Source organism: Paenibacillus sp. V4I3 (assembly GCF_030817215.1).
Classification (GTDB): domain Bacteria; phylum Bacillota; class Bacilli; order Paenibacillales; family NBRC-103111; genus Paenibacillus_E.
The window spans coordinates 2,758,595-2,784,852 of sequence record NZ_JAUSZA010000001.1 but is presented as its reverse complement, the minus strand read 5'-3'; the positions used below and the strand labels follow the sequence as shown (position 1 = coordinate 2,784,852).

Genomic DNA, 26,258 nt, shown 5'->3' with positions numbered 1-26,258 from the left:
CTAAGACTACATAGACGCAACAAATGGACCACCCTCCAAATGGAAATAAGTAATTAAATCTTTAGATAGATCTCCGAGCTCCAGAACACTACAATTATTTACTGGAATAAAAATATCAGTGCGTAAGTCCCCTCTAAAGATGAGGTGATAAATAATTGGTAGGATATCTCGATGATCTATTTTTGCACTAAAACTTTTTGCTAAATGCTCAACAGTTGGATTTTTTAGATATAACATTTTATTCAAAATTTCTTGAATCCAAGCATCGTAATATTCGCGCGGCTTCATATAGTTCATTAAGAGAATAAGATTTGATTGAACTTTTGAAGGTATGAGTTTAGGATAAATAACTGAGTAACTCCACCCATGCTCTTGAGCGTATTTAGATGAAGCTTTAAACAAGTGAGGTTTTTGCTCAACAAAGTTATTTCCTCCTTTCACCTGAAACAGATGAGGACGATAGTTCTGACGGAACACCAAAGTATCAGGAACATGTTCTTTTTCTACAAGTGCATATTGAGCATTCATCTCCGTATAAATTACTTCTACTGGTTGCTCATAGTACCTTACTGTAAGCGGATCAATTTCAAGTAAGTAATAAAACAAGCACTCTCCCCAGAATGACTCATAACCAATACTCCGATTCATTTTTAGACTAGGAATCGAACCAATAATGTGTTCATGCTCCCTACTACCTTTGTTATTTACTTTTCGTTTGGGTGAGTACATTGAATCCTCTTGAACCCATGAATTCTTACTTTTCCAATCCAAGTAACTTCCTCCTTATAAGCGCCATTTTATTATCAATATTTGATTAACCTTCTCTCCTCAATTATTCCACGAAGTGAAAAAGTTTAAACCTAAGGTAAATCATTAATAATAGGCAAAAAAGCCTGAACCACGTAGGTTCAGGCTTTCTTAAACACGACATTTCATGTTACAAGTACATGCCATTTTATCTTCCAACTACCGACATAACTAATTACAATTAACACCTCCAAAATAAAGATGGACTGACTCTGCATCATATGGTATCTTATTGGTATTAAATAGTTTCAAATTTGGTATTGAATGGTGGTCCTGCTTGCATGGAAAAATCTCCGCTTGTCAAAGAAAAACTGATCGAACAGCTGCGGAATCAAATTCAATCTTTACAAACCGATCAACTTGTTAAGATCCCTTCTGAGCGTGATTTGGCCGAAAGCTTTGATGCTAGCCGAGTCAGCGTACGTGCTGCGATTAAAATTCTCGTCAACGAGGGTCTCTTAGTCCAGCTGCGCGGCAAAGGAACATATATTGTCCCTTCTGTCCTTTTAGACACGTTGTATGTATTATGCTCTCAGGATATTAAAGGAAATGACCCCTTTTATACGAATTTCCTTGTTGAAATCACCAACTTGGCAGCCAAACAAGCCATTAAGATCTCTATGGTGAACCCAGAGCATCCTATGGAGTCTTCTATTCCTAGTCCGCTTGTCATCATTGGTCAGATCGATGATGAGACATTAGATGAGCTCAAGGCATCATCCGGCCAGTTATTTTCCATTCAACGTTATGCGCATCGCGATGATATTATCCAAATTTACTTTGATGACTATCGCATCGGCAGCAAAGCAGCCAAAACGCTTTACGATAGTGGTCACCGTACCTTCACTCTTCTCGGAGGTCCAGATAAATACGACTCGTCGCGTTTAAGAAAACAAGGCTTTCTTGAGTATTGCCAGCAGCAAGGTGTCCATGTGCAGGTCATTACCGAGAAAATGAATTGGGAAGGCGGGCGGCGAGCAGCCGACACTTTGCTCTCAGTCGGACTTACAGATGCCATTTTTGCCGTCAACGATTGGATGGCTGCTGGATTTATACAAGGCTTGCGCGAAAATGGTTATCAAGTCCCGGCGGATGTTTCCGTTATCGGATGCGATGATATTCCACTTGCCGCTCAAATTTCTCCACGACTTGCGACTTTTAGTTTAGATGCTAAGCATTTAGTTGAGGAGCTGCTTTCAGCGATTCATCGGAACCTTTCCAATCAGACTGATTCTAGGGAACAAATCGTACTTTCGGCTGCTTACATTAGTCGCGAGTCGGTTGCCAATATCAAACTATTAAAGGAGTAGATACTCACTATGGCTAAGCTGATAATAAACGCAGATTCACCGAAAGGCACGATCGATCGCAATATTTATGGTCATTTCTCTGAACACCTGGGACGCTGTATTTATGAGGGAATCTGGGTTGGTCTGGATTCTCCGATTCCTAACACGGAAGGTATGCGGAACGATGTGATCGAAGCTTTGAAAAAACTTCAAATTCCTGTTTTGCGGTGGCCAGGAGGATGTTTTGCCGATGAGTATCATTGGAAAGACGGCGTAGGACCTGCTGAGAAACGCAAGCGGATGATCAACACGCACTGGGGCGGTGTCTTGGAAAACAACCATTTCGGGACACATGAATTCTTACGTTTGTGCGAGCTGATTGAAGCGGAGCCTTACATTAGCGGAAATGTTGGAAGCGGTACCGTAGCTGAAATGTCCGAATGGGTCGAGTATATGACCTTCGATGGCGAGTCACCCATGGCGAACTGGCGTCAGGAAAATGGGCGTGAAAAACCGTGGAAGCTTACCTATTTTGGTGTAGGGAATGAAAACTGGGGCTGCGGCGGTGACATGCGTCCTGAATACTACGCTGATCTTTACCGCAGATATGCGTGTTACGTACGGAATTATGGGGATAACCGTATTTTCAAAATCGCTTGTGGTGCAAACAGTGCCGACTACAACTGGACGGAAGTATTAATGAGAGAAGCCGCCAAGTATATGGATGGATTAAGTCTTCATTACTACACCATTCCTACAGGGAATTGGAAGGATAAAGGGTCGGCTACAGACTTTAGTGAGCAGGACTGGTTCCAAACCCTTGAGAAAACCTTATTTATGGACGAACTCATCACACGCCATGATACCATTATGACCAAATATGATCCTGAGAAACGAGTTGCCCTCATAGTCGATGAATGGGGAACATGGTTCAATGTAGAGCCCGGAACGAATCCTGGTTTCTTATATCAACAAAATACGATGCGTGATGCGCTCGTCGCCGGAATTAATTTGAACATTTTCCATAAGCATAGTGATCGTGTTCGCATGGCCAACATTGCTCAGGTCGTAAATGTCTTGCAATCCGTCATTTTAACCGAAGGCGCCGACATGCTTCTTACACCTACTTATCATGTCTTTGACATGTACAAGGTTCATCAAGGTGCTAGCCTCATTAGCACTCATGCAGAAAGCCCTTCTTATGAGATGGATGGTAAAAAAATCGATCAACTCAGCGTATCCGCATCTTTAGATACGGCTAACCAATTGCATATTTCCCTATGTAATTTGCACCATTCGGACCATATTGAAGTAAACTGTGACGTTCGTGGGCGTCAGGTGAGATCAGTCGAGGGCCGTATTCTAACCTCAGACACCATTCAATCACATAACACATTCGATGAACCTGAAACAGTAAAACTAACGGATTTTACCAACTACAGGTTTGAAAATGACCAGCTCATCGTTACACTTCCTGCCAAATCTGTTGTCACGCTTCGTCTTTCTTAAGGAGCATGTCCGATATGCAAAGCCCGGATAGCAAAATGGAAGCTATGCCTGCATGCAAAGGTTGTTCAGCAACGGTACATGTGACGCCTGAAGAAATCACCAAGCTTTTCGGCGAAACGCTCAAAGTACGTAATCTTAAGCTGACTACGGAAGAAGAGTATGATCGGCGCATCACGTTATGCGAGGGCTGCAAAGACTACCAATTCGGAACAACATGCCGTTGGTGCGGTTGTCTCATGGCCATCAAGGCCAAGCTAACCGCTGCCCGTTGCCCAGCTCCGCAAGGGAGCAGATGGTGACTTCGTCTATATAAAAGCTCGCTCCCCTTTTCATAAATATGAGGGGGAGCGAGCTTTTTTAATCTGCGGAACGGCTGTAAACCAATGGATTAAACGTAGTTACCGCCAAATCGCCTGCTTGAATACCGGGAAACCACGCTTTCAAATCATTCACACGCACTTTACTATCTGGCTCGGCTACTCGCGTTCCATCGGCATAATAAATCACGGTCATCACTTTACGCATGGTGTCCGTAGGGTTTCCAGGCGCGCTGTGCAGTGTCCACCCGGAGTGGAACGTTGCATCACCTGCCTCCATGGCGCCATGAGACACCGTTTCGAAGCCTTTGCCTTCAATGTATCCGGCAAGCGTTCGGTGGGATTCGTCGGATATGACCATTTTATTAATGTAGCCCAGAAGATGGGACTCCGATGCAAATGTCATTGATCCCACCTCTTGAGAAATGGGAACTAACGGCATCCACATGGTGATCGTCTTGTCTGTATCGAGCGGCCAATAGATTTGATCTTGATGCCACGGGGTATGACCTCCGTGAGGTTCTTTAAACAGGGCTTGATCATGATAAATTCGCACCCCATCTACCCCCATTAAATCAGCCGCGATTTTGGCAAACCGTTTAGCTAGCACGAATCGCTGGATCGCTTCACTTTTCTCCCACAGATTTGAAATTTGGATAAAGGCCTTACCATACGTATCTCGCTGTTCAAGTGGCTTGTCTTGCTTATTCAACTCCTTCACCCAGTGGCTAATAACGGGCTCATAGGAAGACATTTCTGACTTGCTTGCCACCTGCCTAAGAACAATGTGTCCTTTTTTCTGATAGCTTTTTTTCTGCTGTGCAGACAATTCATAGTTGTCTTCCATAGAGGGTAACTCATTAACATTACATGATTCCTGAATGCTCATACTCTGCTCACCTCTTTTGTATAATTACAGCTTTATTATAGGTGCCAAATAGTTCGAAATCTTTGTCAAACAAGCTTTTATTATTGTCAAAAACAACTGGATTATCTGTTCAATGAAGTACTACAATAAGACATAAGAAAAAATTACTGGTAAGTGAAAGGATTCGGCATGTTCACCGAATTATTGAAACAACATTCGATTGTTCCTTTTGTTAGGCAAAGTGAGTTTGCTGTTCGTAAGCCGTGGATATATCCGGAGCGTAGGTTGCTTGATTACCTATTCGTTTATATTCAAGAAGGCACTTGCTGTTTTTGGGTAGATCATAAGAAGTATATGTTTCAAGCGGGTCAATTCTGCCTCGTACAACCGGGAAGTTTGCTAACACTCGAAGGGCTGACTAACACAGTTACGCCTTATATTCATTTTGATTTATGTTATAATTCCGAACGTGAAAACAGCTTCCCTACCCGACCCGGTCAGATTGATTTATCGGCTTATATGAACCTGATGCAGCCAACAATCAATGATCTATATGGGATTCAAATGCCGGTTCATGTTCATCCCTCTAACCCAACTAAATTGAAAGAAACGCTTTTTCAGGTTATTGAGTATGCCCAGCAGCAGGATCCGCTCATACAGTTGAAAACCCAATATTTCGTTACGGAAATTATCATTTCTTTACTAGAGACTTACTTCCAGGCGACACGGACACCTGTACATTCGTTCAACTGGATTACTTCTTACTTTTCCAATCATCTAAGCGAACCCATTTCATTAGAGGACATGGCGAATCGAGCCAGCCTATCCGTTTCCAGATTCAGCTTCATGTTCAAACAGCGATACGGTATCTCGCCTCACCAGTATTTAATCAACATGCGGGTTAATCACGCCAAGGAATTGCTCACAAACACAGATCTTAGTCTCGAATCTATAGCGCTCTATTGCGGTTTTGCTGATTTACACCATTTCTCCAAAATGTTCAAAAAAAGAACGGGCTCTACACCTGGTGAACATCGCAAAGCTAGCAAGAGCGTTATATAGCACAAATAATCCCTTCCTCCGATAATCATATCGAAGAAAGGGATTTTTCATTTCCCAGGAAATAGTCGAAACTAGTCGAAATAAACGGCTTTTCCTGTTTTTGCTGACTCATAAATAGCTTCTAAGATTTCGGACACGACACAAGCTTGCTCAGGGGTTACAACTGGATCTGTATCATTCTCGATCGCTTGAATCCATAGGCGCATTTCTAAATCCGGTGCACTTTCTGTTTCACCATCGTAGAAGGCTACGCCGCCTGCATTCAGTTCAACTTCTGTCGTGTATAGACGGCTGTGCTTCTCACCATTAATGCGAAGACCGCCTTTCATATCAGCGCCGCCCTCAGTTCCGCTAAGTGTACATTTCGCTTCATCCACTTCAAGTGTATTCAGCGCCCAGCTCGATTCAAGAATAATCGTAGCTCCATTTTTCATTGTAATCATACCAAATGCAGAATCCTCAACGGTGAACTTGGAAGGATCCCAAGGTCCCCAAGCATTAGCTGCATTTTCTCGTTGGGATAATTTATGATAAGAAGTACCCAGTACCACCTTCGGCTCATAATTGTTCATCATCCACATGGTTAAATCAAGTGCATGCGTACCAATATCGATCAGAGGGCCTCCGCCTTGCTTCTCTTCATCAAGGAAAACGCCCCAAGTAGGTACCGCGCGGCGGCGAATCGCATGAGCCTTAGCGAAATAAATCTCACCTAGCTCGCCTTCCGAGCATAACTGGTGCAAATGTTGGCTATCGCCACGGAAGCGATTATTGTAACCAACTGTCAGCTTCTTACCTGTGCGCTTAGCTGCTTCCACCATGCGGCGTGCATCTGCAGCTGTTTTGGCCATCGGCTTTTCTGACATGACGTGCTTGCCTGCTTCTAATGCAGCAATCGTGATTTCCGCATGTGAATCATTTGGCGTACAGACATGAACGATGTCAATGGAACTGTCTCTCAGGACCTCGCGGTAATCTTCATAGACACGAGCGTCTTCTTTGCCATACTTAGCAGCAGCTTCCTGCGCTTTTTCAGAAATGATGTCACAGAAAGCAACTATTTCTACATTCTTTAATTTGTTTAAACTTGGCATGTGCTTGCCATTGGCAATACCTCCACATCCAATAATTGCTATACGATACGTTTTTGACATGATGATCCTCCTTAGATATGTATAACCGTTAGGCTTCTCACAATTGCTCATAGCTAGTACTATATAAGAGTATAACAAAAACCTACAAAAATAAAATTTCTGATCTGGCGAAAATTGTATGCAATTGTGCCATGATGGAGGATCATACATGCTTATTAACGAAATTTCCCGCAAACTCGGCATCACGGCCAGAGCCATTCGCTTCTATGAGCAGAAAGGACTGTTAAAGCCTGCGAAGCAGAAAGAGAATGGCTATCGAACCTATACGGAACAAGATGCGTGGAGATTACAAACCATTATTTCTCTGCGGGAAGTCGGAATGACACTTGAAGATATTCGTCAAACCTTAGCCCAAACCGATTTAAATCAACAAGAGGAAGTGCTAAGCGCTCTGCAGATGCAGCGTTCAATGCTGTTTGAACAGTGGACAGAAATGAAACAAATCATTGGAACAATGGATCAGATGATCCAAGCCGCACAAGGAAACAGCATACTGCCGACTGAACTGCTTTACGAGTTAGCCCAGCAAAGCAAGGAGCTGCGTGACCTAAGAGGAAGCTGGCGCGACCATTGGGATTTCGATCGAAAGGCCCAACAATTTGATGAGCTGCTGCAGCCTGCTTCTTCATTTGTAGATATCACAGAAAACGGCCCGCTGAACGACATCGATATGAGCAGCCCTCCCGTATATACAAGCTACGAGGCAGCTTTAGACAAAATCGCTGAGCTTATCTCCCCCGCTCATGGCCTTAAGGGGCTTGATGTAGGAACAGGCACCGGCAACTTAGCCGGCAAGCTGCAGCATATCGGCCTAACTATGTCCGCCATCGACCAATCCAAGCAAATGCTCAAGCTTTGCGCAGCCAAATATGCTGACATCGAACTCAAGCTCGGTAATGTACTGGCCATTCCGTTCATGGATGGAACGTTTGATTATGTTGTCAGTTCGTTTGCCCTTCATCATTTGACAGAAGCGCAAAGGGAGCTCGCCTGGGGTGAAATGCTGCGGGTCTTGAAGCCGGGAGGAGTCGTATGTTTAGCCGATTATATGATGCAAGATCGAAATGAAGCAGATGCATTTCTAGCCAACCTCATCTCGTCTAAGGCTACTAAGCTGCCTATGATGCATGAGCAGGTCGATCTCTACATGACGCATACCCATCTAACAGAGTGGTTACTTTCTCACACAAGTCAAGTTAAATCGGAGCCATTGGGGAACAGCATTTACGTTGTTTACGCACAAAAATGAGCCTGGGCCGCTGTTAACCAGCACCCAAGGCTCATTATTTTTTGACCATACTTGCTACCAGTTTGTAGCCAACGCCACGGATTGAATCGATTTGAACAGATTGTTGATTCATTTCCAGCTTCTTACGAAGCGAGCTCACATGAACATCTACGGTTCTCTGACCGCCAATATAGTCGAATCCCCAAACGATATTCATAAGGTCGTCTCTTGTAACGACAACGCCTGGGCGCTGTACGAGATAAAGCAGAACCTCAAACTCCTTCGGTCTTAACGGAATGGAATCTCCATTCAGAACGACTTCATATTTCTCCGGATAAATGTACAATTCACCCGCCTGAATCACTTTCTCATTGCTTTTAAGTTTGTCCGCTGCCACGTCCTCCGATTGTGTTCTTCGTAGAACGGCAGAGACGCGGGCAAGCAATTCCGCTACCCCAAAGGGCTTCGTTATATAATCATCAGCACCGTGCTTAAGACCTTGCACCACTTCATCCTCGGCATTACGTGCCGTTAAAATAATTACAGGTGTGCTGTTTCCTTTCTGCCTTAGCTTCGCCAATACCTCGAATCCATTCAGTCCAGGCAGCATAATATCCAGTATAATTAAGTCGTAAGTCTGCTGCAACGCCTCTTGAAGCCCATCGCCACCATGATCGACAACCTTCGTATCATACCCGTCTTGAGATAAGTTGTACGACAGCAATCGAGCTAGAGTTGGCTCGTCTTCAATAACTAGTATTTTTTGTGCCATGGGATCCCCCGCGTTTACAGTATATTTACATTGCACAACCTCATTTTACCACATGATTGTAAAAACAATGTAAATGTTTCATCATCGCTGTGTAAATTAGTGTATGACAGGTAATTCAATCGTGAACCTCGTACCGACGCCAACCTCACTATCGACCCGAATCGTTCCTTTATGCAGCTCAACTAAATGCTTCACTATCGATAATCCTAATCCTGTTCCGCCTGAGCTTCTGGAGCGTGCTTTATCTACGCGATAGAACCTCTCGAAAATTCGAGGTAAATCCTTCTTAGGTATCCCCATCCCCGTATCCGAAACAATTAGCCGCAGCCGTTCATAATCCCCATCAGCATTCATATCAAGTGGTTCTACCCGCACTTTTACCTTGCCTCCATCATGCGTATACGCAATACCATTGGAAAGCAGATTGATGATAATTTGCCGTAATCGATCTTCATCCGCCTCGATATAAATATCGTCATCGACCAGCATACTCAGTTCAATATGCTTCTTCTCCGCTTCTTTTCGCAACACACTTAACGATCTCTCCAGAAATTCAGGCAAGTAGATCGGCGAAAAATTCATCGGAATCCGCTTCGATTCAATTTTGGATAACTCCAGAATATCCCCAATCAATCGATTCAACCGCTCACTCTCATCAAAAATGATTTGTAAGAATGACACTGCCGTTTCCTTATCGTTTAGAGCACCAGCCAGCAGCGTTTCGGCAAAGCCTTTAACGGCGGCAATTGGCGTTTTCAATTCATGCGATACATTCGCGACGAATTCACTGCGCATCCGTTCAAGTCTGCGTACAGCCGTAATATCGTGAATAACGATAAGAACACCCGACCATTCCTCATCTTCATGGGCAATTGGACTCAAATGAATATCGAGAATTCGCTCTGCCGGATAATAGAAAACCATCTCATCGCGAATTGGATCTTGTGTCTCTATGCATTCTTGTATTAACTTTGTAAACTCATATTGCTGCTTGGCTTCATTATATTTCTTCCCCAGAAGCTCCTGTGAGGAGAAACCTAAGATGTATTCCGCAGCAGGGTTTAAAAGCATAATCCGCTCTTCACGGTCAATCATCATAATTCCGCTCATCATATTTTCCATAACGCCTTGAAGCCTGCGTTCATTTTCCTGAATTCGTGCCATTTGCTGCTGCAAACTTTCGGACATGCGATTAATCGCCTGACCCAGCTGTCCAACCTCATCATTACTGTAAGCCGGAACGCGAGATTCGTAGTTCATATTCGTAATTTGCTGGGCTACTTTCGTCATCTTCTCAATAGGATGAGTGATCCCTTTCGCAATCCGATAACTAACGATTCCTGCAATCAGGAACAAAATGATTAACCCAGAAATCAGGAAATACCATAAGCTGCGGATCGACTTCCCTACCTGTTCCAAGCTCATGGATATACGTAAAAACCCTGTTGTCTCCTGTGCTTCATTCTTCACTGGAATAGCGGCATACAGCATATTTTCCTTCAACGTATCGCTGTAACGCGTAATGTAGCCGATTCCATTCGCTGCTGCCGACACAATCTCCGGTCGATTCAAGTGATTGTCCATCTGTTCGGGTCTTTGATCGGAGTCCCCTAGTACTTTCCCATCCGCTCGAACATACGTCAATCTCTCATTCGTTGCTTCTTTAAGGCGTTTGGCTTGAACAGAATAGTAAGATATCAACTCTGCATCGGTACCTTTTCGGTTCCAATCACCAGTTGCCGTAATAACTTGGAGCTCTCGTTCCATATTGTCTTGTAAAGACTTTATGTGAGAATTCTCAAGCACCTTTGCCATGAAAATGCCCGCAATCAGCATCGAACAACCAATCAATAAAATCAAAATAAAAGTTAGTTTGGCACGGAATTTGGTCATCTGATTCTAAGCCTCCGATGGTTTCAGTCTGTCCATTTTCATGATTAAAAACAAAAAGAAAAGAGCTACTCTACATAGTAACCCTTTCTTCCGTGCCTAATCCAGTATTTTTTTTGTAAAGATGAAGGTTAAGTGCATGCCTAGAAAATTATTTGAAAACAGGCTCTTTCAGAGCTGCCAGCTTCTCGAGTGAATTCTTCTCTACGTCAGCATGCAAGCTGTTGCCATGTGAATCCATCGTTACGATTGCAGCGAATCCTTCTGTTTCCAAGTGCCACATCGCTTCCGGAATTCCGAATTCCATGTAGTCAACGCCTTCAACCTTCTTAAAGCACTGTGCGTAGTATTGTGCAGCACCACCGATAGCGTTCAAATAGACGCCGCCGTGATCTTTCAAAGCTGCTAACGTTTTCGGTCCCATTCCGCCTTTACCGATGACTGCGCGAATACCGAATTTCTTGATAATATCACCTTGGTAAGGCTCCTCGCGAATGCTAGTCGTCGGTCCTGCCGCTTTAACGTGCCATTCGCCAGCTTCATCCTTACTCATCACCGGTCCGCAATGATAAATAGCAGCCCCATTCAGATCTACCGGCGCATCATGATCCATCAAATATTTATGCAGCGCATCGCGTCCTGTGTGCATCGTACCATTAATGACGACGACATCACCGACTTTGAGGCTGCGGATTTGCTCTTCCGATATTGGCGTTGTCAATACGATCTCACGGCGCTCTTCTTTTGGTGTATTCTTAGCTTCTTCAGCACTTGCTTCAAAAGCCTCTTGGAAAGAAACCTCTGTCCCTCTTGGGTAGGACCACCCATTAATTTCGCCAGTCTCAGCATTCAAGACCACGCCTTGACGACGGAACGCCCAACAATTGTAACCAACGGAAACGAAGAAGCTTGCTGGCAAACGGTTCATTACGCCAACTTTACAGCCAAGTAATGTCACTTGACCGCCGAAGCCCATTGTTCCAATACCAAGCGTATTGGCATGCTCCATGACGTACTCTTCAACCTTGCGCAGCTCTGGATTTGGATTCACATCGTCAACATGACGGAATAATTGGTGCTTTGCCAGCTCGTACCCGCTTGTACGGTCGCCTCCAATACCTACGCCGATGAAACCCGCGCTGCATCCTTGACCTTGCGCTTGGTAAACCGCATGCATCACACATTTGCGAATACCGTCAAGATCACGTCCTGCTTTACCTACACCTTCAAGATCAGCAGGCAAACTGTATTGAATATTTTTGTTCTCACAGCCGCCGCCTTTTAGAATCAACTTCACTTCAATATCGTTACGCTCCCATTGTTCAAAATGAACAACTGGCGTACCAGGGCCTAGATTATCTCCGCTATTGGCACCTGTAAGTGAATCTACTGAGTTTGTACGAAGCTTGCTAGCTTTCGTAGCATTAGCAACAGCTTCTAGGATTTGCTTCTTCATGATAATTTGGTTTGCCCCAACCGGACAGTGTATAATAAACGTTGGCATACCCGTATCCTGACAAATTGGGGATACATTGCATTCCGCCATATGGATGTTATCCGCAATGCGAGATAGAGATAACGCAGAACGCGTGCCTTTGTCCTCGTTTTCCTGAGCGGCTTGTACCGCACGGCGCACATCACCGGGAAGGTTTGTGGAAGTTTCGACAATCAAATCGTAGACGCTTTGATAAAAATGCTGCATGACTAGGTCTGGCTCCTCTCTCAAATACACACATAATAATAATTACAAACTATTATAACATACCTCCCATGAAGAGTTCGATGGTTCTTGTGAGGAAAACAAGGAGATTCGCTGACATGTACAAAAGAATCGCTATTTCGATTCTAGTTAGCCTGATTGGGCTCACCCTTTTGCTTACGCCGCTGCAGGCTAAGCTCTCCGGGGATATTTACTACCAGGACCAAGTGGCCGTTCTTATGTATCATCATGTGCATGAAAAGGACACCAGCTCCAGCACAATTACAAGCTCACTTTTTCAAAATCAGCTTCAATTGCTACTTAGCAAAGGCTATCATTTTATTTCCTTAGAAGAGTTCAAACAGTACATGGAGGGCGCTACCGTTCCATCCAATGCCGTGCTGGTTACGTTCGACGATGGCTATCAAAGCTTCTACACAGCGGCCTATCCGATTTTGAAAAGCTTGCGAATTCCCGCTGTGAACTTCGTTATTACCAATGACTTAACGAATCCGCTAGGGTCCTACATTCCTTCCATGTCGAAGGAGCAAATCAGTGAGATGACGCATGCCACGAACTTCATTGATATCGGCTGCCATACCAACAATCTTCATCACAAGCTTCCAAGTGGTGAAGCAGCGCTGGTAGGAAGATTGGATGCGGAGAGCGATGATGCTTATACGCAGCGCGTTTACAAAGATACGCAAGCTTGCATCGGCAAGCTTGCAGGCTTATCCGATGCGCCGCTCGACACGATGGCGTACCCATTCGGCATCACGTCGCCGGCGGCGACAGAGCAAGTAGCGAAGGCGGGCATCCGCTACGCCTTCACGATTTCACCGGAGATGGCGACGCGAAGCGCCGATCACCTGTTGATCCCGCGGATCAACGCGGGCAGCCCCGGCATCACGCCGGAGCTGCTGCACCGCTCGATCCAGCGCCGGGTCTTGGCGCAGCCGGGCAGCGCCCCGCTGCGCGTGGACGCGGCTGCTGCCGCAGCGCAGCTCGGCGGCAGCGCTGATGTGGATGGCGGAGTGCTTCGCCTCCGCCTCGGGCAAGAGGCATTCACCCTGCAGGTGAATGCGAAAGCAGCGACGCGCGGGAATGCGCGCGTCACGCTGCGGCAGCCCGTGCTGCGCGAGCACGGGCTGGTCACAATCGCGCTGGATGATCTTAGCGCGATGATCGGGCAACCGCTCGTCTACACTCCAGCCACCGGGAAGGTGGCTTTGAGGGTAACACCGAGCGTCAAATAAGCCGTTTTATTTACTTTTAAGGATTAGAACGAAGAGGAGTTAACCCGATGAATCATCACTTTTTCGCTTACTTATATCGACTTAAATATATTGATCGATGGAGTCTCATGTGGAACATGCGCAGAGAAAACGTAGCAGAGCATTCTTTCTATGTCTCTACGATTGCGCATATGTTATGCACCATTGCCAACGAAGTATATGGACGCAACGTGCCAACGGATCGCGTGGTATCCATTGCATTGTTCCACGACGCTTCCGAAGTACTAACAGGGGACATTCCTCAGCCTGTGAAGCATAACAATGAGCAAATACTGCGAAACTTCCGTGAGATCGAAGATGTCGCAGTCGAACGACTTATTCAAACTATTCCACCTGAAATCAGCGGCATCTACCGCAATTTAATTCAAGATCCTGACCCCGAGCTCTACCGTTGGGTGAAAGCCGCCGACTTGCTCGAAGCTTATATCAAATGCTTAACCGAGCTCTCCACAGGCAATCGTGAATTCGTCGTCGCGAAGCAGCAAGTTCTGAAAAGCTTACAGAAAATGAACATGCCTGAAGTTGATTATTTCCTCGAGCATATGAGTGCATCGTTCGAGAAAACATTAGATGAAATCACATTGGATGAATCGACGTAAAAAAGAGCATGCCATCATCAATGATGAGCATGCTCTTTCAATTTCCAATAATTACGACAGTAGCTGCGGATTCGTCATAATCAATACGGCCACGATAACAGCGACGGCTGCGATCCAGCTGAATGTTTTAATTTTGGCAGCATCAGAAGCCGTGCTTTTACCTGCTTTGCTATTCGCAATCAGCTTTTTAATTCTACCACCGATCATACCCGTGATTGCTCCTACGATCAGAAGAAGAACAACGGAAGAGATCATCCATAGGACGGAAGGCATCGGATCTACTTGACTTACCATTGCGCCACCTGTAAGGAAGGTCACAATCAATGAAAATTGGCCGATGCGATTGATCGTAGCAATCACCCCGACAAAACTCTCTTGGGCAGCTCCAGACAAAGTTGCAACTCGTCCAACTAAGAATGGGAACATGACATACGCACCAAGCAGTAAAGCACTAACGACATGTAAAAATATCATAACTGGATACATTTGGACAACCTCCGCAATTTTATGTAATGGTTTTCCTAAGTATAACCGAACTGGAACAGTCCCGACAAGAAAGCGATCCCATACATTCGATCAGTTCACCATTTCTACAAATGTAAGCGGTTGAAAGCTGCATGATCCTAATTACTTACCAGATTGGTTATAAGGAACCTTAACGATTGCTGATCTGGTCGTATTATTACCTACTTGATCTATAGCCGTATAGGTGATGGTGTAAATGCGTCCACTACCTTTACCAGATCTTTCAGCACGAAGCATAAATTCAGTATCCAATGTACCGATTTGCGCTCCCTGAATGTCACTTTCCGTATCTCCATCACCTAACCCATTGTCCGGTTCATTGCTGGTAATGGATGTTAGAACGACGGACGCAATTCCGGAAAGGCTATCATCAGCATTGACAGCAGCATGCACTGTAATCCATTGGTGGTTTGGCGGCCCCAAAGTTGTTTTATCCAAATCAACTTTAAGCGTTGGATCCGTCTTGTCAATTTGCACAAACACTGTATGTGGAGATTCAACGTTACCTGCCTTGTCAACGCTCCAGTAGGAGATCGTGTGCTTGCCCTCTGTCGTGATAACAACGGAAGTGCCTTGTTCCTGGGTCCCGCCGTCTACCGTGTAGTAGGTTTCAGCTGCACCGGATCCGCTATCGGTGGCGGTGAACGTGACTGTAACGTCATTGTTTACCCAGCCAGCAGGAGCATTATCCATAGTCGTAGGTACCGTATTGTCAATTGGGGGCAACGTTACCGTATTTTCTGCACCGGCACTAGACAATACAACACTAGGTACAGATCTTGTCGGATCCATCGTTTTAAACAATGTAGGTGTCCAACTAACAGGGCTAATACTCATATTTAGTCCAATATTCACATCAACACCATTGAGAACAGATCCAATATCGGTGAAAGTCGTTCCTCCTGTAAATACGCCTATTAAAGCAGATTCTTTTGTACCTGGATCTACTTTGAAGTAGTTGTTTTGCGCATAAATTTGCGAGGAGTACCCTACACCCATGGTGTAAAGGAATGGATAACTCGCATGATTGACAGTACCTTCATAGTAGTTATTATACATATGCACTTCACCATACCTTACACGTGGTGCGCGCTGTACAATATTTTTATAATAGTTATGGTGGAACGTAATTCTTTCTTTTCCGATATCGCCGGTAAACCCGTCACTTCCACCAATAAGAGTTGTCTTGTCATGATCATGGTAGTAGTTATAGGAGACGGTGACTAAATCAGATGCATTCGTTATATCCATAGCTCCGTCATGCTGCTGGTAGTGACGTCCGAAGTATTTAATGCTGTAGTCATCCGGGTTGCTTCCATCACTAAACGTATTATGATCAATCCAAATATGCGTAGCGCTTTTAACCGTAATATTGTCAAAAGCAGAGTTCCAGTTGCCGACATCTCCGTCTGTTGGATCCCACTGCGGGAAATAGTCAAACGCGTTTTGGAAATCAATATTCCGAATAATGACATTATCCACGTTTTGAACCATCAGGTTACCGCTGAGAATTTTGGCATTAGAACCAGGTAACCCTACTATCGTCGTATTAGCCCCGACATTAATTTTGATTTGGTTACCCTGCTTTGTCTCTGAAGCCGCACGAGCCGTCTCCAATGGACCGGAAGGTACTGTTGTTTTACCCCATACAGCAGGGTCGTACGCTGCCAGGTAGGCATTGAAATCATAAGCCGGATGTTTGTAATAATCGAATCCTACCGGATTGTCATCATTGTCCACGTTCATATCGATCGTACCTTTTACGTAAATAATCTTCGGTGTGGAATTCGCAGCATTCTTGCTGTTATCTCCGCCGAGCGCTTGAATCAATTCACTGCGCTTAGTCACTGTATATATATTCGACGGTGCAGCAGCAGATCCGCCTTTGGTTCCCGTTGTAAAGGAAGCCCAGCCATCATTAACCGCAAGTACCTGTTTACCAATATCCGATCCGTCTGAATTGATGATGTAGACAGTTAATGGTACTGAGATGGAACCGAAGTTGAAGCTTAGCGTTGTTGTACCTTCTGGCAACCCAGCGAGGTAAGCTTTGGTAAGAACAACAACGTTGCCCGAAGCGGAATAATCTGACGAGCCAAGAGTTTCTGCACCGTTCTTAATAGTGGTCAAAGCGTACCCTTTATTTTGTACTGTCATATTCATATCTGCTTGCTTCGTACTATTTTTATCAAAGGTGGAAGACGTGACGGATATGGTTGGCAAATAATTGATTTTTGGCATAATGATCGGAATGGAAGGATCCCATGTTCGATCCGCGACTACTGTATTTGTAGGGTCGCTAAAAATTTGCGGAATCGTCAGGCTTGCTTCCGAACCTGTCAGCTGTGTAGCTATTTGCCGTTCAGATGGGTTCGCTCCCGGACCGTAGCTGTTATACTCTGCAAACGAGTAAGAGAGGCAACTTCCTGCACAAGCAGCAACCCAGCCGCTGGGAAGGAATTTCTCAGAGTCGATCATGGTGTTGATAAAGCGAATCTTGGCATTATCTTTCCATGGACGTCCCAAGTCATAGGTTCCAAGCGCAGAAGGATCATCAATGACTTGAGAATTCAGGAACACATAACCCATGTCGGTACTATTTTTTTGCGCTCCTGCCGTGATATGTCCACCACCGCCAGAATTGCTGACAAGAACCATCTGCACATTATCAAATACAACAGCTGGTGCTTCTCCGAAAATGAAATCGACATCACCTTGAATGATGCTGTTATGAAAATAATGACGACCTTTACTAGCACTGTTCAAACCGGTATACAAAGTATCCTGATAGCCTACTAATTTGACCGACTCAAAGACAGCCTTATCGCTTTTGAGTGACAGAGCTACCGCCTGCGCAACAGCAGATCGTGGAGATGAGCTGTTCTCGATCGTCAAATTAGAAGCAGTAAAATAATCTGCATTAACTTCGACCGTTTGACTTAGAAACGTGTTTCCCGTGTGGCCTGGCTGACCGGTCGTTGCTGAGGTTCCGGCATAATCACCATACACGATCTTGGTCTCATTCATTCCCGCCCCAATCAAGCTAACGTATTTGCGGTTAATTGTAAGCTTTTCTGTATATGTTCCAGAAGTGATATAAATGATCGTTCTCGCTGTATTGTTTGCCGGAATCGCATTGACAGCGCTTTGTATGGTGTTGAATACTGTTGTACCATTCGCAGTGGCATTCTTATCAACGGTAAGTACTTTTGCCGGAAGCACAATAATTTCATCCGTAATCGGACTCTCGCCACTCGCATTTACAGCGGAAACAACATAATAGTATGTGGTTCCATTTGTTACATTCGTATCTTCATAGGATGCTGAACTGCTTGAAGATAACAGATCATATGGACCTCCGATAGCAGTCGATCTTTTCACATGATAAGCAGTTGCGTCAGATACCGTGTTCCAGGAAAGGCTTACGCTGCCTTCGTTAGCAATCGCATTTAAGCCTGATGGTTTATTGGGTGCACCGGGTACAGGAGTATAAGGCGCCGCCTTCAACTGATTGGAGATCATGCTTTCCTGGGGCGCATTGGCTGCGGAAACTACATAATAATAAGTCGTTCCGTTGACCGTTTCCGTATCCGAAAAACTGGTTCCGGTAACTTCTTTTATTTTCGTATAAGCTTCACCGTTCACCGTGCTTCTTTTTACAGTGTAAGTGGTTGCCTTCGCAACCGAAGACCAACTCAAGTCAACCATGTTATTGCCAGCTGTTGCTTTCAATAACGTCGGCGTTCCTAGCGGCTCGGCAGGAGCTACTTTAAGAAGCTCGGAGCCCGGACTTAGCCCGCCCATATTTCCGGCGGTTACTTGATAATAATACTCCGTATCGTTAGTCAAGTTTTTATCCATATACGTAGTGCCGGTAAGCTTCTGGGCTACTGTTTCAAAAGGTCCACTCGGTGTCGTGCTTCTAACAAGCGTATAGTAAGAAGGAACGGCGCTGCCATCTTCGTCTTTGCCTAACACAGAGGTCCAGTTCAAGGTAAGCTGGCTGTCTCTGATATCCATTTGCTGGAATGCTGGTGCTATTGCAGGCGCACTCACGTTATTCGGATAGCCAAGAGCTTCGTTAGAGAAATCACTCTCTCCATTAGCATTCACGCCTGTGACCACATAATAGTAATTTTTCTTATTCACCAGACCCGTATCCGTATATATAGGCGAGGTTACATTGGTAATGAAAGCATAGGGACCACCGGTTGTTTCGCTTCGATATACGTTATATGAATCTGCTCCGCTTGCCGCGTTCCAATTCAACACAGTGGTATTGTTTGCGCCGTCGGTCGTCAGTTTTTGCGGTGTTGTCACGATTTGCTTGTATACCTTAACATTATCAACATACATACTGCCTGTGGACGAACCGGCTGTTCTTGCCTGAATTTTGGAGATGTTGGTGTCTGTTATACTGAACTTGAAGTTCCCTTTATATACTCCGTTAATATAAACTTCCGCAGAATTCGTGCCTGTATCAGCAACAAATTTCAAATTATACCAGGTTCCTGCATTGATAGTCGCAAGCGTTTTGAGATTAGTAACACTAAATGAAAGTACCGGCGTATTACTCGTGCTATTGAGCAATTCTAGCGGATAGGAATCGCCGATAATAACCGGCTGCATAAAATCCAGTTGGGCAGTTACACCGTTATTGCCCGATACCGAAGCAAAGGCATTCGTATAGCCGCCTCTGCGACTAGCATTTGCATTGTCATTAATCCATAATACATTGGTCGAATTTCCCGGAATCGCAGGTGAAATATTCTTTGCAGGTGAAACTTCTGTTGGCGAGTAATATTTGTTTGTCAGATTGCTATTGTTAATAACCGTCACATTATTAATATTCGCATCACTTGCATTGGCAATCGGCGTATATCCTGCCGGCACATCGCCGAGCGTACTGTTTTCAAAGTTGTCATTGATCAGGAAAACACCCGGTTTGCTTGAAACCTCGCTGGAGTTAGCACCTTCTCCAACCGAGTTAATGGCACTCACCACATAATAATAGGTGGTTCCGTTGGTTAATCCGGTGTTAGTGAAGCTGGTTCCTGACACGTTAGCGTCAATCATCTCGTACGGGCCGCCTGCTGTCAGGCTTCGTTTTACTTTATAAGAAGTGGCCCCGGACACGCTGCTCCAAGAAAGTTTGACTTGAGAGTCTCCAGCCGAAGCAGCCAAAATTGGCGTAGATGGAAATACTGGAGCTATAGGTGCAGCAGTTACTTGATTCGAGTATCCGCTCTCTTTCGTCGTATTCGCTGCTGTTACCACATAGTAGTACGTATTGCCGTTCACAGCGGTTGTATCGGTAAAACGGGTACCTATCACATTCGCATTATTCACTTTCGTGTAAGGTCCGCTGTTTGTTTGGCTTCGATATATATTATAATAAGCAGCATCAGTTAAGCTGTCCCATGTCAAATCAACCTGATTATTACCAGACAATGAACTTAAATTGGTTGGGAAAGATAATGCCGCCGGTGCCAAGGGTTTTCCTACGGCCTCATTTGAAACCGTACTTTCACCATCGGCATTAGCTGCTGTCACGACATAATAGTAAGTATGGCTATTTGCAGCAGTCGTGTCAGTGAAGTTAGTGTCGGTAATATTCGAAGTATTGAGCTGATAATATGATCCCCCGCTAATTTCACTTCGCTTTACATTATAATAAGTAGCTTCTGATACCGAGCCCCAGGTAAGGCTCACCTGCGCATCTCCGCTGACTGTATTCAAACCCGAAGGCGAGGAAGGTGATACCGGCAATGATTGAGTTAAAGACGAAATACTTGTGGTAGAAGCATTGTTATTCGATTTGAGAATTGTCATTTTATCAAATGAAGCTGTCATTTTATCAAATGAAGCTGTTCCTATTCCACCTACAATCAATCCAAGATAAACTGTGTTCAAAAGTCCAGGGAATTGATCTGCTTTGGGTTCTGTCCAAGTTATTATATCTCCACTAGGAGTACCGTAGGCCATATAGATATCAGATCTGATTGGAGTTACATCCGTTCTTATTTGTCTTCGAATTCTTATATATTGTGGGGCGCTGAAACCAGATGACGCAAGTGTTGAGGTCCCGGCGCTAGCACCATCACTCTTTCTAGCATTAAAGTATAATGCTCCGCTTGATGTCAGTAGACCTGCCAGATAAGGGCTAGCGGTATCTAGATCTTTACGAATCCTTATACCCGCTTGTAGAGTTCCGCTTGCTGCAGTCAATGAGGAAATACGTGCGATCATCGTAAAGTCACCGCTGACTTCTGTATAAGCGTATTGCATTTGTGGTGTACCGACTCCTGCTATTCCGTTACCTGTACCTGTTATAGTTAAGGTTCCTGTCGATTTATCATAAGAACTTGAACCAGCAGAAGACGGGCTTCCCATATCAACATTTGACCAGCCAATAGGCAAAGCAGTGGCCGCCTCAACATTCTCCGTACCGCTAAACGGTACAAGCGTTGTGAACAACATCATGCAGATTAGCAGCTTGGCCAAATTATTTCGAATAAGTTTCTTGTTCATGTACTACCATCAACCTCCTGAGTAATCATTCTTTCTGCAATTTTGCTTCCCACCATCGAAAATGGTGACGCTTTCAATATACGCTTTTAACCCCCTCCTTTTATGGGAGATTCTTCGTCATAGCACTTTCAAATCATAACTTGATCATAAGGACTGAAGGACTATTATGTAAATAATCACTGTCTCTGATGCTGTGTCAATAATGACGTAATTCAAAAAATGTGTTGCAATGATTATCATGATTAGGCTTCTCGATATGCTGCTTATCCACATAAGCATTTTATAACGTTCGGCGATAATCATTATCTCAGTTACTTAATGAAAAGTGCCTTTTAGCACTGAATCTAAGCCACTGATTATTGATGAATGTTTTTCTCTAAGCTACGATAACAAATGAAATGGTCATGGTTTAAAAACGCATGGCCATTATGTAAGCGCATCCATTACTTGGTCGAAAACACCAATTCCAGGATAGTTAAGGGCTTCTTGCCCTTTCTATATATCAACTCAGAGGAGGTTTTCCGCAGTAACAGTGATATTGAATTGTCCAACCAGAATGGAATTGGCAATCTTTCGATTTTAAAAGGAGGGTTTACATGAGGAATTCACTAAAGAAGCGGATAAGTACGATTTTGGTGTATGCGTTGATTCTCGCTCTATTTCCAAATGTTTTTATACACCAAATTGCAGCTGCAGCGGGTATGCTGCCGGATGGAACACTACCCGCCGGATGGAAAGCGGCGGATGTTTCCGCTTCAAGCTCACTAGGCACCATCAGTTACGGTTTCAGCAACGGTAAATTTGCGCTTTCCGCCACAGGTGGTAAAATACAGAGCTCCGACGATAACGCACTTTATACTTATTATCCTGTAAGTGCGGGGGACTTTTCCATAACGGCAAAAGTGACTTCCACTGCAATTAACACAAGCAATAACCGGGCCTTACTGATGGTCAAGAAGGATCCAATTAACAACGGAGCGACATCCCCTGGATATAATTTGGGCTACAATAGCTCCGCCAATACCCTGATTTCCTATCGGCGGTTGTCGACAACCGGCTCCAGTTCTTTTACGGTTCCGGATCCAAATGCCGCTCTCTACATGAAATTGGAACGGTCAGGATCAGACTTTAAAACATATTATTCGAAAGACGGAATTAATTTTGGAAATGGCACGACGACAAACCCTCTCAAGACGGACTCCGACACTGCAGGTTTGTTATCCGGAAGCGTTTATGTCGGGTTAGCGGTTGCGGCAGCCAGCGCCGAATTCACCGACGTCAAAATTTATCAAAACGGACTTGTTTACGACTCCAACGCCGGCGTCCAAGCTCCGAGCGTTCCGACGAATTTGTTGGCATCTTCCGGCGCAGGTGGCGTGACCCTGCAATGGACGGCCGCAAGCGGTGCGAGCAGCTACAACATTTACCGCAGCACGGCATCCGGCAGCGGGTATTCCAAAATCGCCACAAGCATGATTAACAGCTACACCGATTCGAATGCTGCCGGAAATACACCATATTTTTACACAGTCAGCGCTCAGGCCGGCAGCATAGAGAGCGGGATGTCTGTGGAAGCTGCCGCGACTACGCCTCTGTCAGCGCCGACCGGATTGTTCGCCGCTGCAGGGGATAGTAAAGTCGACTTGACCTGGACAGCCGTAAGTGGCGCAACCCACTATAATGTGAAGCGCGGTACAGACGGAATATCGTTTGCGAACATACAAACGGGTTTAACGTCGACCTCTTTTACGGACAATGGATTAACCAACGAGACAAAGTATTATTACGTTGTTTCCGCAATGAATGAAGCCGGAGAGAGTACGAACTCGAATGTAGTAAACGCAACACCGACCGCTGTATCATCAACCCCGGAGGAAGGCGTCATCTATGTTGCTCCGGGTGGTTTGGACAGCAATCCGGGAACGATTGGCAGTCCGACCACACTTGAATCTGCTATAACGAATGTGGCCCCGGGCGAAATCATTTATTTGCGTGGAGGGACTTACTCTTATTCTGCTCAAATTACAATTGACCGCAATAACAGCGGTACGCCTACCGCAAAAAAACAAATTTTTGCTTTTGGTTCCGAAAAACCGGTGCTTGATTTCTCGTCTCAAACCTACGACGCAGCCAATGTCGGAAGCAACGCGAGAGGTCTGCAAATCAACGGGAACTACTGGTATGTGAAAGGATTAGAAGTAAAAGGGTCGGCTGATAACGGAATTTATATTGCAGGCAATTATAACCGTATAGAAAATTCGGAGGTTCACCACAACCGGGACACAGGCTTGCAAATAGGCAGATATGCTTCAACCGCTCCGCAAAGCGAGTGGCCCAGCTACAACGAAATCGTCAACGTATATTCCCGCGATAACTTTGATCCTGACAACGGTGAAGATGCCGATGGTTTTGCGGCCAAACTGACTGTAGGTCCGGGAAATGTGTTTGATGGATGCATTTCGGCCTATAACGTCGATGACGGGTGGGATCTCTACAGCAAAACCGAAACCGGCCCGATTAGTCCTGTAACCATCCGAAACAGTATTGCCTACCATAATGGTCAAACATCGGAAGGAAGCTCGACAACAAACAGCGACGGCAACGGCTTCAAGCTTGGCGGGGAACAAATTGCCGTAAATCACATTGTGATCAATTCGGTCGCTTACCAAAACAAAAAGCATGGATTTACCTACAACAGCAATCCAGGCACCATAACCATTACAAACAATACATCCTATAGTAACGGACAAAGCAACTTTGCTTTTGACATCGGGACTCATATTTTCACAAATAATTTATCTTATAAGGGAGCCTCTAGTGACAAAACAAACGGTACGGATGTTCAAAGCACAAACGTTTGGTGGAAAAACAATAAAAGCACCAATGCAAATGGCTTGCTTGCCGACGATACGGATTTTGTAAATCTGAGTCCCGCAGTAAGCCGCAACGCGGACGGTTCCCCTAATTTAGGCAATTTTCTGGTACTTACAGTAAGCAGTGATTTAAAGGCGGCCGGCACGCCTAGCGGTATGGACATCGGTGCTTTAATCGGATCTTCCGGAACGAACCCTGTGCCTACGCCAACGCCGGAACCCACACCCACACCGACACCGACACCGGACCCAACGCCGTCACCTGATCCTACACCGTCCCCCTTACCGGCAGGTTCCTACAACGAATATAACTTAACGGGCTTCTCCTACGGAAACACTGGCGGAGGTACTATTCCCGAGACTGACCCTCGTTACAAAAAAGTGTATACCGCAACAGATTTCGCCGATGCCATCAACAGGAAAAAGGGCTATAAAGTAATTGAGATCATGAATGATTTGAATCTTGGCTGGAATGAACTTTCAGCGGAAACGAAAACAACGGCGGGATCTTTGATGGTCGCACACAACGCACCGAAAACTCATCCTGTTCTGCTTCAAACCGGTGTGAGTAAAGTGTATCTCGATACGCTTAACGGTGTGACCATTTTTTCAGCGAACGGTTCCAAACTAAAACATGCTTCGCTTATTTTGAAGCATAGCACTAACACTATCCTTCGCAACTTGGAGTTTGATGAATTGTGGGAATGGGATGAAGCTACCAAAGGAGATTACGACAAAAACGATTGGGATTTCTTAACCGTTGAGGATGATTCGAAGGTTTGGATCGATCATTGTACCTTCAATAAGTCCTATGATGGCGGTGTTGATATTAAAAAAGGTTCTTCCGGCGTAACCATCTCGTGGTCCTTTTTTAAAGGGGATGACCTAAGTCCAAACAGCTGGGTCACCCAGCAAATTAACGCTTTGGAAAATAATCGCTCGGCTTATGCCATGTACAATTATCTTCGTAGTCAAGGTTTGAGTACGGATGATATTATTGCGGTGTCTGCCGGACAAAAGAAACAGCATCTTGTCGGTGCCACCGAATTCGCATCAGATAATGCAAATCTGCAGGTGACTCTGCATCATAACTACTATAAAGATATGCAGGACCGTTTACCTCGTCTTCGGGGCGGAAATGCCCATGCTTACAATATTGTGATGGACAGTTCGGGCAATTGGGGAGCAAAGAAACTTATCTCCGATAGTCTTGCAGCTGCGATAAGCGCCAAGGGTTATCATTTCGGAGTAACCAGCAATGGGGCGATTTCAACCGAGGGCGGAGCCGTCCTTATTGAAAAATCCCTGATTATCGATATTTATTATCCATTGCGGAACAACCAAGCCGATCCCAATAATCCGGCATATACGGGCAAAATTTTTGCGCTGGATACGATGTACTCGTTAGATGGAACTTCGTTTAGAGGTAACAGTAATGAATCGAATAGTCCGCTTTCGCCGGTTCCGGCACCGATAATTCCTTTCGCTTGGAACGGGTTTACGACTTTGCCATACAGCTATGCTAACGATGACCCGTCGGTTCTGAGAAGCCGGCTTTTGGCTAATAACGGCGCCGGAGCAGGAAAGCTGAACTGGTCAAAGGAAAAATGGCTGTTGACTGAGCTTCCAATCGAGTCTGCGCCTCCAGCTGCAGTAACCGGGTTATCTGCTAGTACTTCTACTGACAACAGCGGTCAAGTTTCTTTAACTTGGAACACAGTGGATGGAGCGAATTACTACAACGTTTACCGCAGCATCAGTCATGATGGCCCTTATGCGGCAATCGCGGATCATATTACTGCAAACACATTTATTGACTTGGCATTAAATGGAGGAACAA

At 45.0% G+C, this 26,258-nt stretch carries 15 protein-coding genes and 4 pseudogenes; 9 read left to right on the top strand and 10 right to left on the bottom strand.

From position 1 onward, the window contains the following. Positions 1-6: 6 nt before the first annotated feature. Positions 7-771: a PDDEXK family nuclease gene (locus QFZ77_RS12855; protein WP_307440030.1), complete on the bottom strand. Its 765-nt coding sequence runs from the start codon at positions 769-771 to the stop codon at positions 7-9. 317 nt (positions 772-1,088) lie between these two features. Here QFZ77_RS12855 and QFZ77_RS12850 point away from each other — a divergent pair, with 317 nt between their 5' ends. Genes QFZ77_RS12850 through QFZ77_RS12840 form a run of 3 tightly spaced genes read left to right on the top strand, consistent with a single transcriptional unit; the run spans position 1,089 to position 3,904 of the window. Next, positions 1,089-2,117, top strand: coding sequence for a GntR family transcriptional regulator (locus QFZ77_RS12850; protein WP_307440028.1), 1,029 nt, complete (start codon positions 1,089-1,091; stop codon positions 2,115-2,117). A 9-nt stretch (positions 2,118-2,126) separates the two neighbouring features. Beyond that, positions 2,127-3,605: an alpha-N-arabinofuranosidase gene (locus tag QFZ77_RS12845; protein WP_307440026.1), complete on the top strand. Its 1,479-nt coding sequence runs from the start codon at positions 2,127-2,129 to the stop codon at positions 3,603-3,605. 14 nt (positions 3,606-3,619) lie between these two features. Beyond that, a complete protein-coding gene (locus QFZ77_RS12840) occupies positions 3,620-3,904 on the top strand; it encodes a hypothetical protein (RefSeq protein WP_307440024.1) in 285 nt (94 codons plus the stop codon). Between the two features lie 58 nt (positions 3,905-3,962). Here QFZ77_RS12840 and QFZ77_RS12835 read toward each other — a convergent pair whose 3' ends face one another. After that, positions 3,963-4,769 (bottom strand): phytanoyl-CoA dioxygenase family protein, encoded by an 807-nt coding sequence (locus tag QFZ77_RS12835; RefSeq protein ID WP_307440022.1) that lies wholly within the window; start codon positions 4,767-4,769, stop codon positions 3,963-3,965. 210 nt (positions 4,770-4,979) lie between these two features. Here QFZ77_RS12835 and QFZ77_RS12830 point away from each other — a divergent pair, with 210 nt between their 5' ends. Continuing rightward, positions 4,980-5,852, top strand: a complete 873-nt coding sequence (locus QFZ77_RS12830) for a helix-turn-helix domain-containing protein (protein ID WP_307440019.1) — start codon at positions 4,980-4,982, stop codon at positions 5,850-5,852. Positions 5,853-5,923: 71 nt separating this feature from the next. Here the strand turns inward: QFZ77_RS12830 and QFZ77_RS12825 are convergent, their stop codons facing one another. Further along, on the bottom strand, positions 5,924-7,006 hold the full coding sequence (locus tag QFZ77_RS12825; protein WP_307440017.1) for a Gfo/Idh/MocA family protein: 1,083 nt from the start codon (positions 7,004-7,006) through the stop codon (positions 5,924-5,926). Between the two features lie 148 nt (positions 7,007-7,154). Here QFZ77_RS12825 and QFZ77_RS12820 point away from each other — a divergent pair, with 148 nt between their 5' ends. After that, a complete protein-coding gene (locus QFZ77_RS12820; protein ID WP_307440015.1) occupies positions 7,155-8,255 on the top strand; it encodes a MerR family transcriptional regulator in 1,101 nt (366 codons plus the stop codon). Between the two features lie 34 nt (positions 8,256-8,289). Here QFZ77_RS12820 and QFZ77_RS12815 read toward each other — a convergent pair whose 3' ends face one another. The 3 genes from QFZ77_RS12815 to QFZ77_RS12805 form a co-directional block, all read right to left on the bottom strand. Beyond that, entirely contained in the window at positions 8,290-9,006 is a 717-nt protein-coding gene (locus QFZ77_RS12815; protein WP_307440013.1) for a response regulator transcription factor, read from the bottom strand. A gap of 96 nt (positions 9,007-9,102) precedes the next feature. Further along, a complete protein-coding gene (gene pnpS / locus QFZ77_RS12810; RefSeq protein WP_307440011.1) occupies positions 9,103-10,899 on the bottom strand; it encodes a two-component system histidine kinase PnpS in 1,797 nt (598 codons plus the stop codon). A 148-nt stretch (positions 10,900-11,047) separates the two neighbouring features. Beyond that, the gene (locus QFZ77_RS12805; RefSeq protein WP_307440009.1) at positions 11,048-12,598 is read right to left on the bottom strand and encodes a fumarate hydratase; all 1,551 of its coding nucleotides are present in this window, start codon (positions 12,596-12,598) and stop codon (positions 11,048-11,050) included. Between the two features lie 116 nt (positions 12,599-12,714). On the opposite strand from QFZ77_RS12805, the gene QFZ77_RS12800 reads away from it, so the two are divergent. Together QFZ77_RS12800 and yfbR are read left to right on the top strand one after the other, a co-directional pair. Then, on the top strand, positions 12,715-13,851 hold the full coding sequence (locus QFZ77_RS12800; RefSeq protein ID WP_307440006.1) for a polysaccharide deacetylase family protein: 1,137 nt from the start codon (positions 12,715-12,717) through the stop codon (positions 13,849-13,851). A gap of 47 nt (positions 13,852-13,898) precedes the next feature. After that, complete coding sequence (yfbR, locus tag QFZ77_RS12795) at positions 13,899-14,489, top strand: 5'-deoxynucleotidase (RefSeq protein WP_307440004.1); 591 nt, start codon at positions 13,899-13,901, stop codon at positions 14,487-14,489. 51 nt (positions 14,490-14,540) lie between these two features. On the opposite strand, the gene QFZ77_RS12790 is transcribed toward yfbR, so the two are convergent. The 4 genes and pseudogenes from QFZ77_RS12790 to QFZ77_RS37765 all read right to left on the bottom strand — a co-directional run. Next, the gene (locus QFZ77_RS12790) at positions 14,541-14,975 is read right to left on the bottom strand and encodes a hypothetical protein (RefSeq protein WP_307440002.1); all 435 of its coding nucleotides are present in this window, start codon (positions 14,973-14,975) and stop codon (positions 14,541-14,543) included. A gap of 141 nt (positions 14,976-15,116) precedes the next feature. Continuing rightward, on the bottom strand, positions 15,117-15,707 hold the full coding sequence (locus QFZ77_RS37770) for a chitobiase/beta-hexosaminidase C-terminal domain-containing protein (RefSeq protein WP_373462737.1): 591 nt from the start codon (positions 15,705-15,707) through the stop codon (positions 15,117-15,119). 48 nt (positions 15,708-15,755) lie between these two features. Further along, positions 15,756-17,006, bottom strand: a pseudogene (locus QFZ77_RS12785) (pectate lyase family protein); the annotation flags it as partial. Between the two features lie 15 nt (positions 17,007-17,021). Then, a pseudogene (locus tag QFZ77_RS37765) lies at positions 17,022-20,846 on the bottom strand (pectinesterase family protein); the annotation flags it as partial. A gap of 1,295 nt (positions 20,847-22,141) precedes the next feature. Between QFZ77_RS37765 and QFZ77_RS37760 the strand changes: the two are divergent. Both QFZ77_RS37760 and QFZ77_RS38155 read left to right on the top strand, forming a co-directional pair. Then, a pseudogene (locus QFZ77_RS37760) lies at positions 22,142-24,589 on the top strand (right-handed parallel beta-helix repeat-containing protein); the annotation flags it as partial. A 117-nt stretch (positions 24,590-24,706) separates the two neighbouring features. Further along, positions 24,707-26,038 (top strand): annotated as a pseudogene (locus QFZ77_RS38155) (pectate lyase family protein); the annotation flags it as partial. Positions 26,039-26,258: the final 220 nt, after the last annotated feature.

Bases quoted from the DNA above. Each gene is read 5' to 3' on its own strand.
- QFZ77_RS12850 (WP_307440028.1), top strand. From the start codon at position 1,089: ATGGAAAAATCTCCGCTTGTCAAAGAAAAACTGATCGAACAGCTGCGG.
- QFZ77_RS12845 (WP_307440026.1), top strand. From the start codon at position 2,127: ATGGCTAAGCTGATAATAAACGCAGATTCACCGAAAGGCACGATCGAT.
- QFZ77_RS12840 (WP_307440024.1), top strand. From the start codon at position 3,620: ATGCAAAGCCCGGATAGCAAAATGGAAGCTATGCCTGCATGCAAAGGT.
- QFZ77_RS12835 (WP_307440022.1), bottom strand. From the start codon at position 4,769: ATGGAAGACAACTATGAATTGTCTGCACAGCAGAAAAAAAGCTATCAG.
- QFZ77_RS12830 (WP_307440019.1), top strand. From the start codon at position 4,980: ATGTTCACCGAATTATTGAAACAACATTCGATTGTTCCTTTTGTTAGG.
- QFZ77_RS12825 (WP_307440017.1), bottom strand. From the start codon at position 7,006: ATGTCAAAAACGTATCGTATAGCAATTATTGGATGTGGAGGTATTGCC.
- QFZ77_RS12820 (WP_307440015.1), top strand. From the start codon at position 7,155: ATGCTTATTAACGAAATTTCCCGCAAACTCGGCATCACGGCCAGAGCC.
- QFZ77_RS12815 (WP_307440013.1), bottom strand. From the start codon at position 9,006: ATGGCACAAAAAATACTAGTTATTGAAGACGAGCCAACTCTAGCTCGA.
- pnpS (WP_307440011.1), bottom strand. From the start codon at position 10,899: ATGACCAAATTCCGTGCCAAACTAACTTTTATTTTGATTTTATTGATT.
- QFZ77_RS12805 (WP_307440009.1), bottom strand. From the start codon at position 12,598: ATGCAGCATTTTTATCAAAGCGTCTACGATTTGATTGTCGAAACTTCC.
- QFZ77_RS12800 (WP_307440006.1), top strand. From the start codon at position 12,715: ATGTACAAAAGAATCGCTATTTCGATTCTAGTTAGCCTGATTGGGCTC.
- yfbR (WP_307440004.1), top strand. From the start codon at position 13,899: ATGAATCATCACTTTTTCGCTTACTTATATCGACTTAAATATATTGAT.
- QFZ77_RS12790 (WP_307440002.1), bottom strand. From the start codon at position 14,975: ATGTATCCAGTTATGATATTTTTACATGTCGTTAGTGCTTTACTGCTT.
- QFZ77_RS37770 (WP_373462737.1), bottom strand. From the start codon at position 15,707: ATGGATAATGCTCCTGCTGGCTGGGTAAACAATGACGTTACAGTCACG.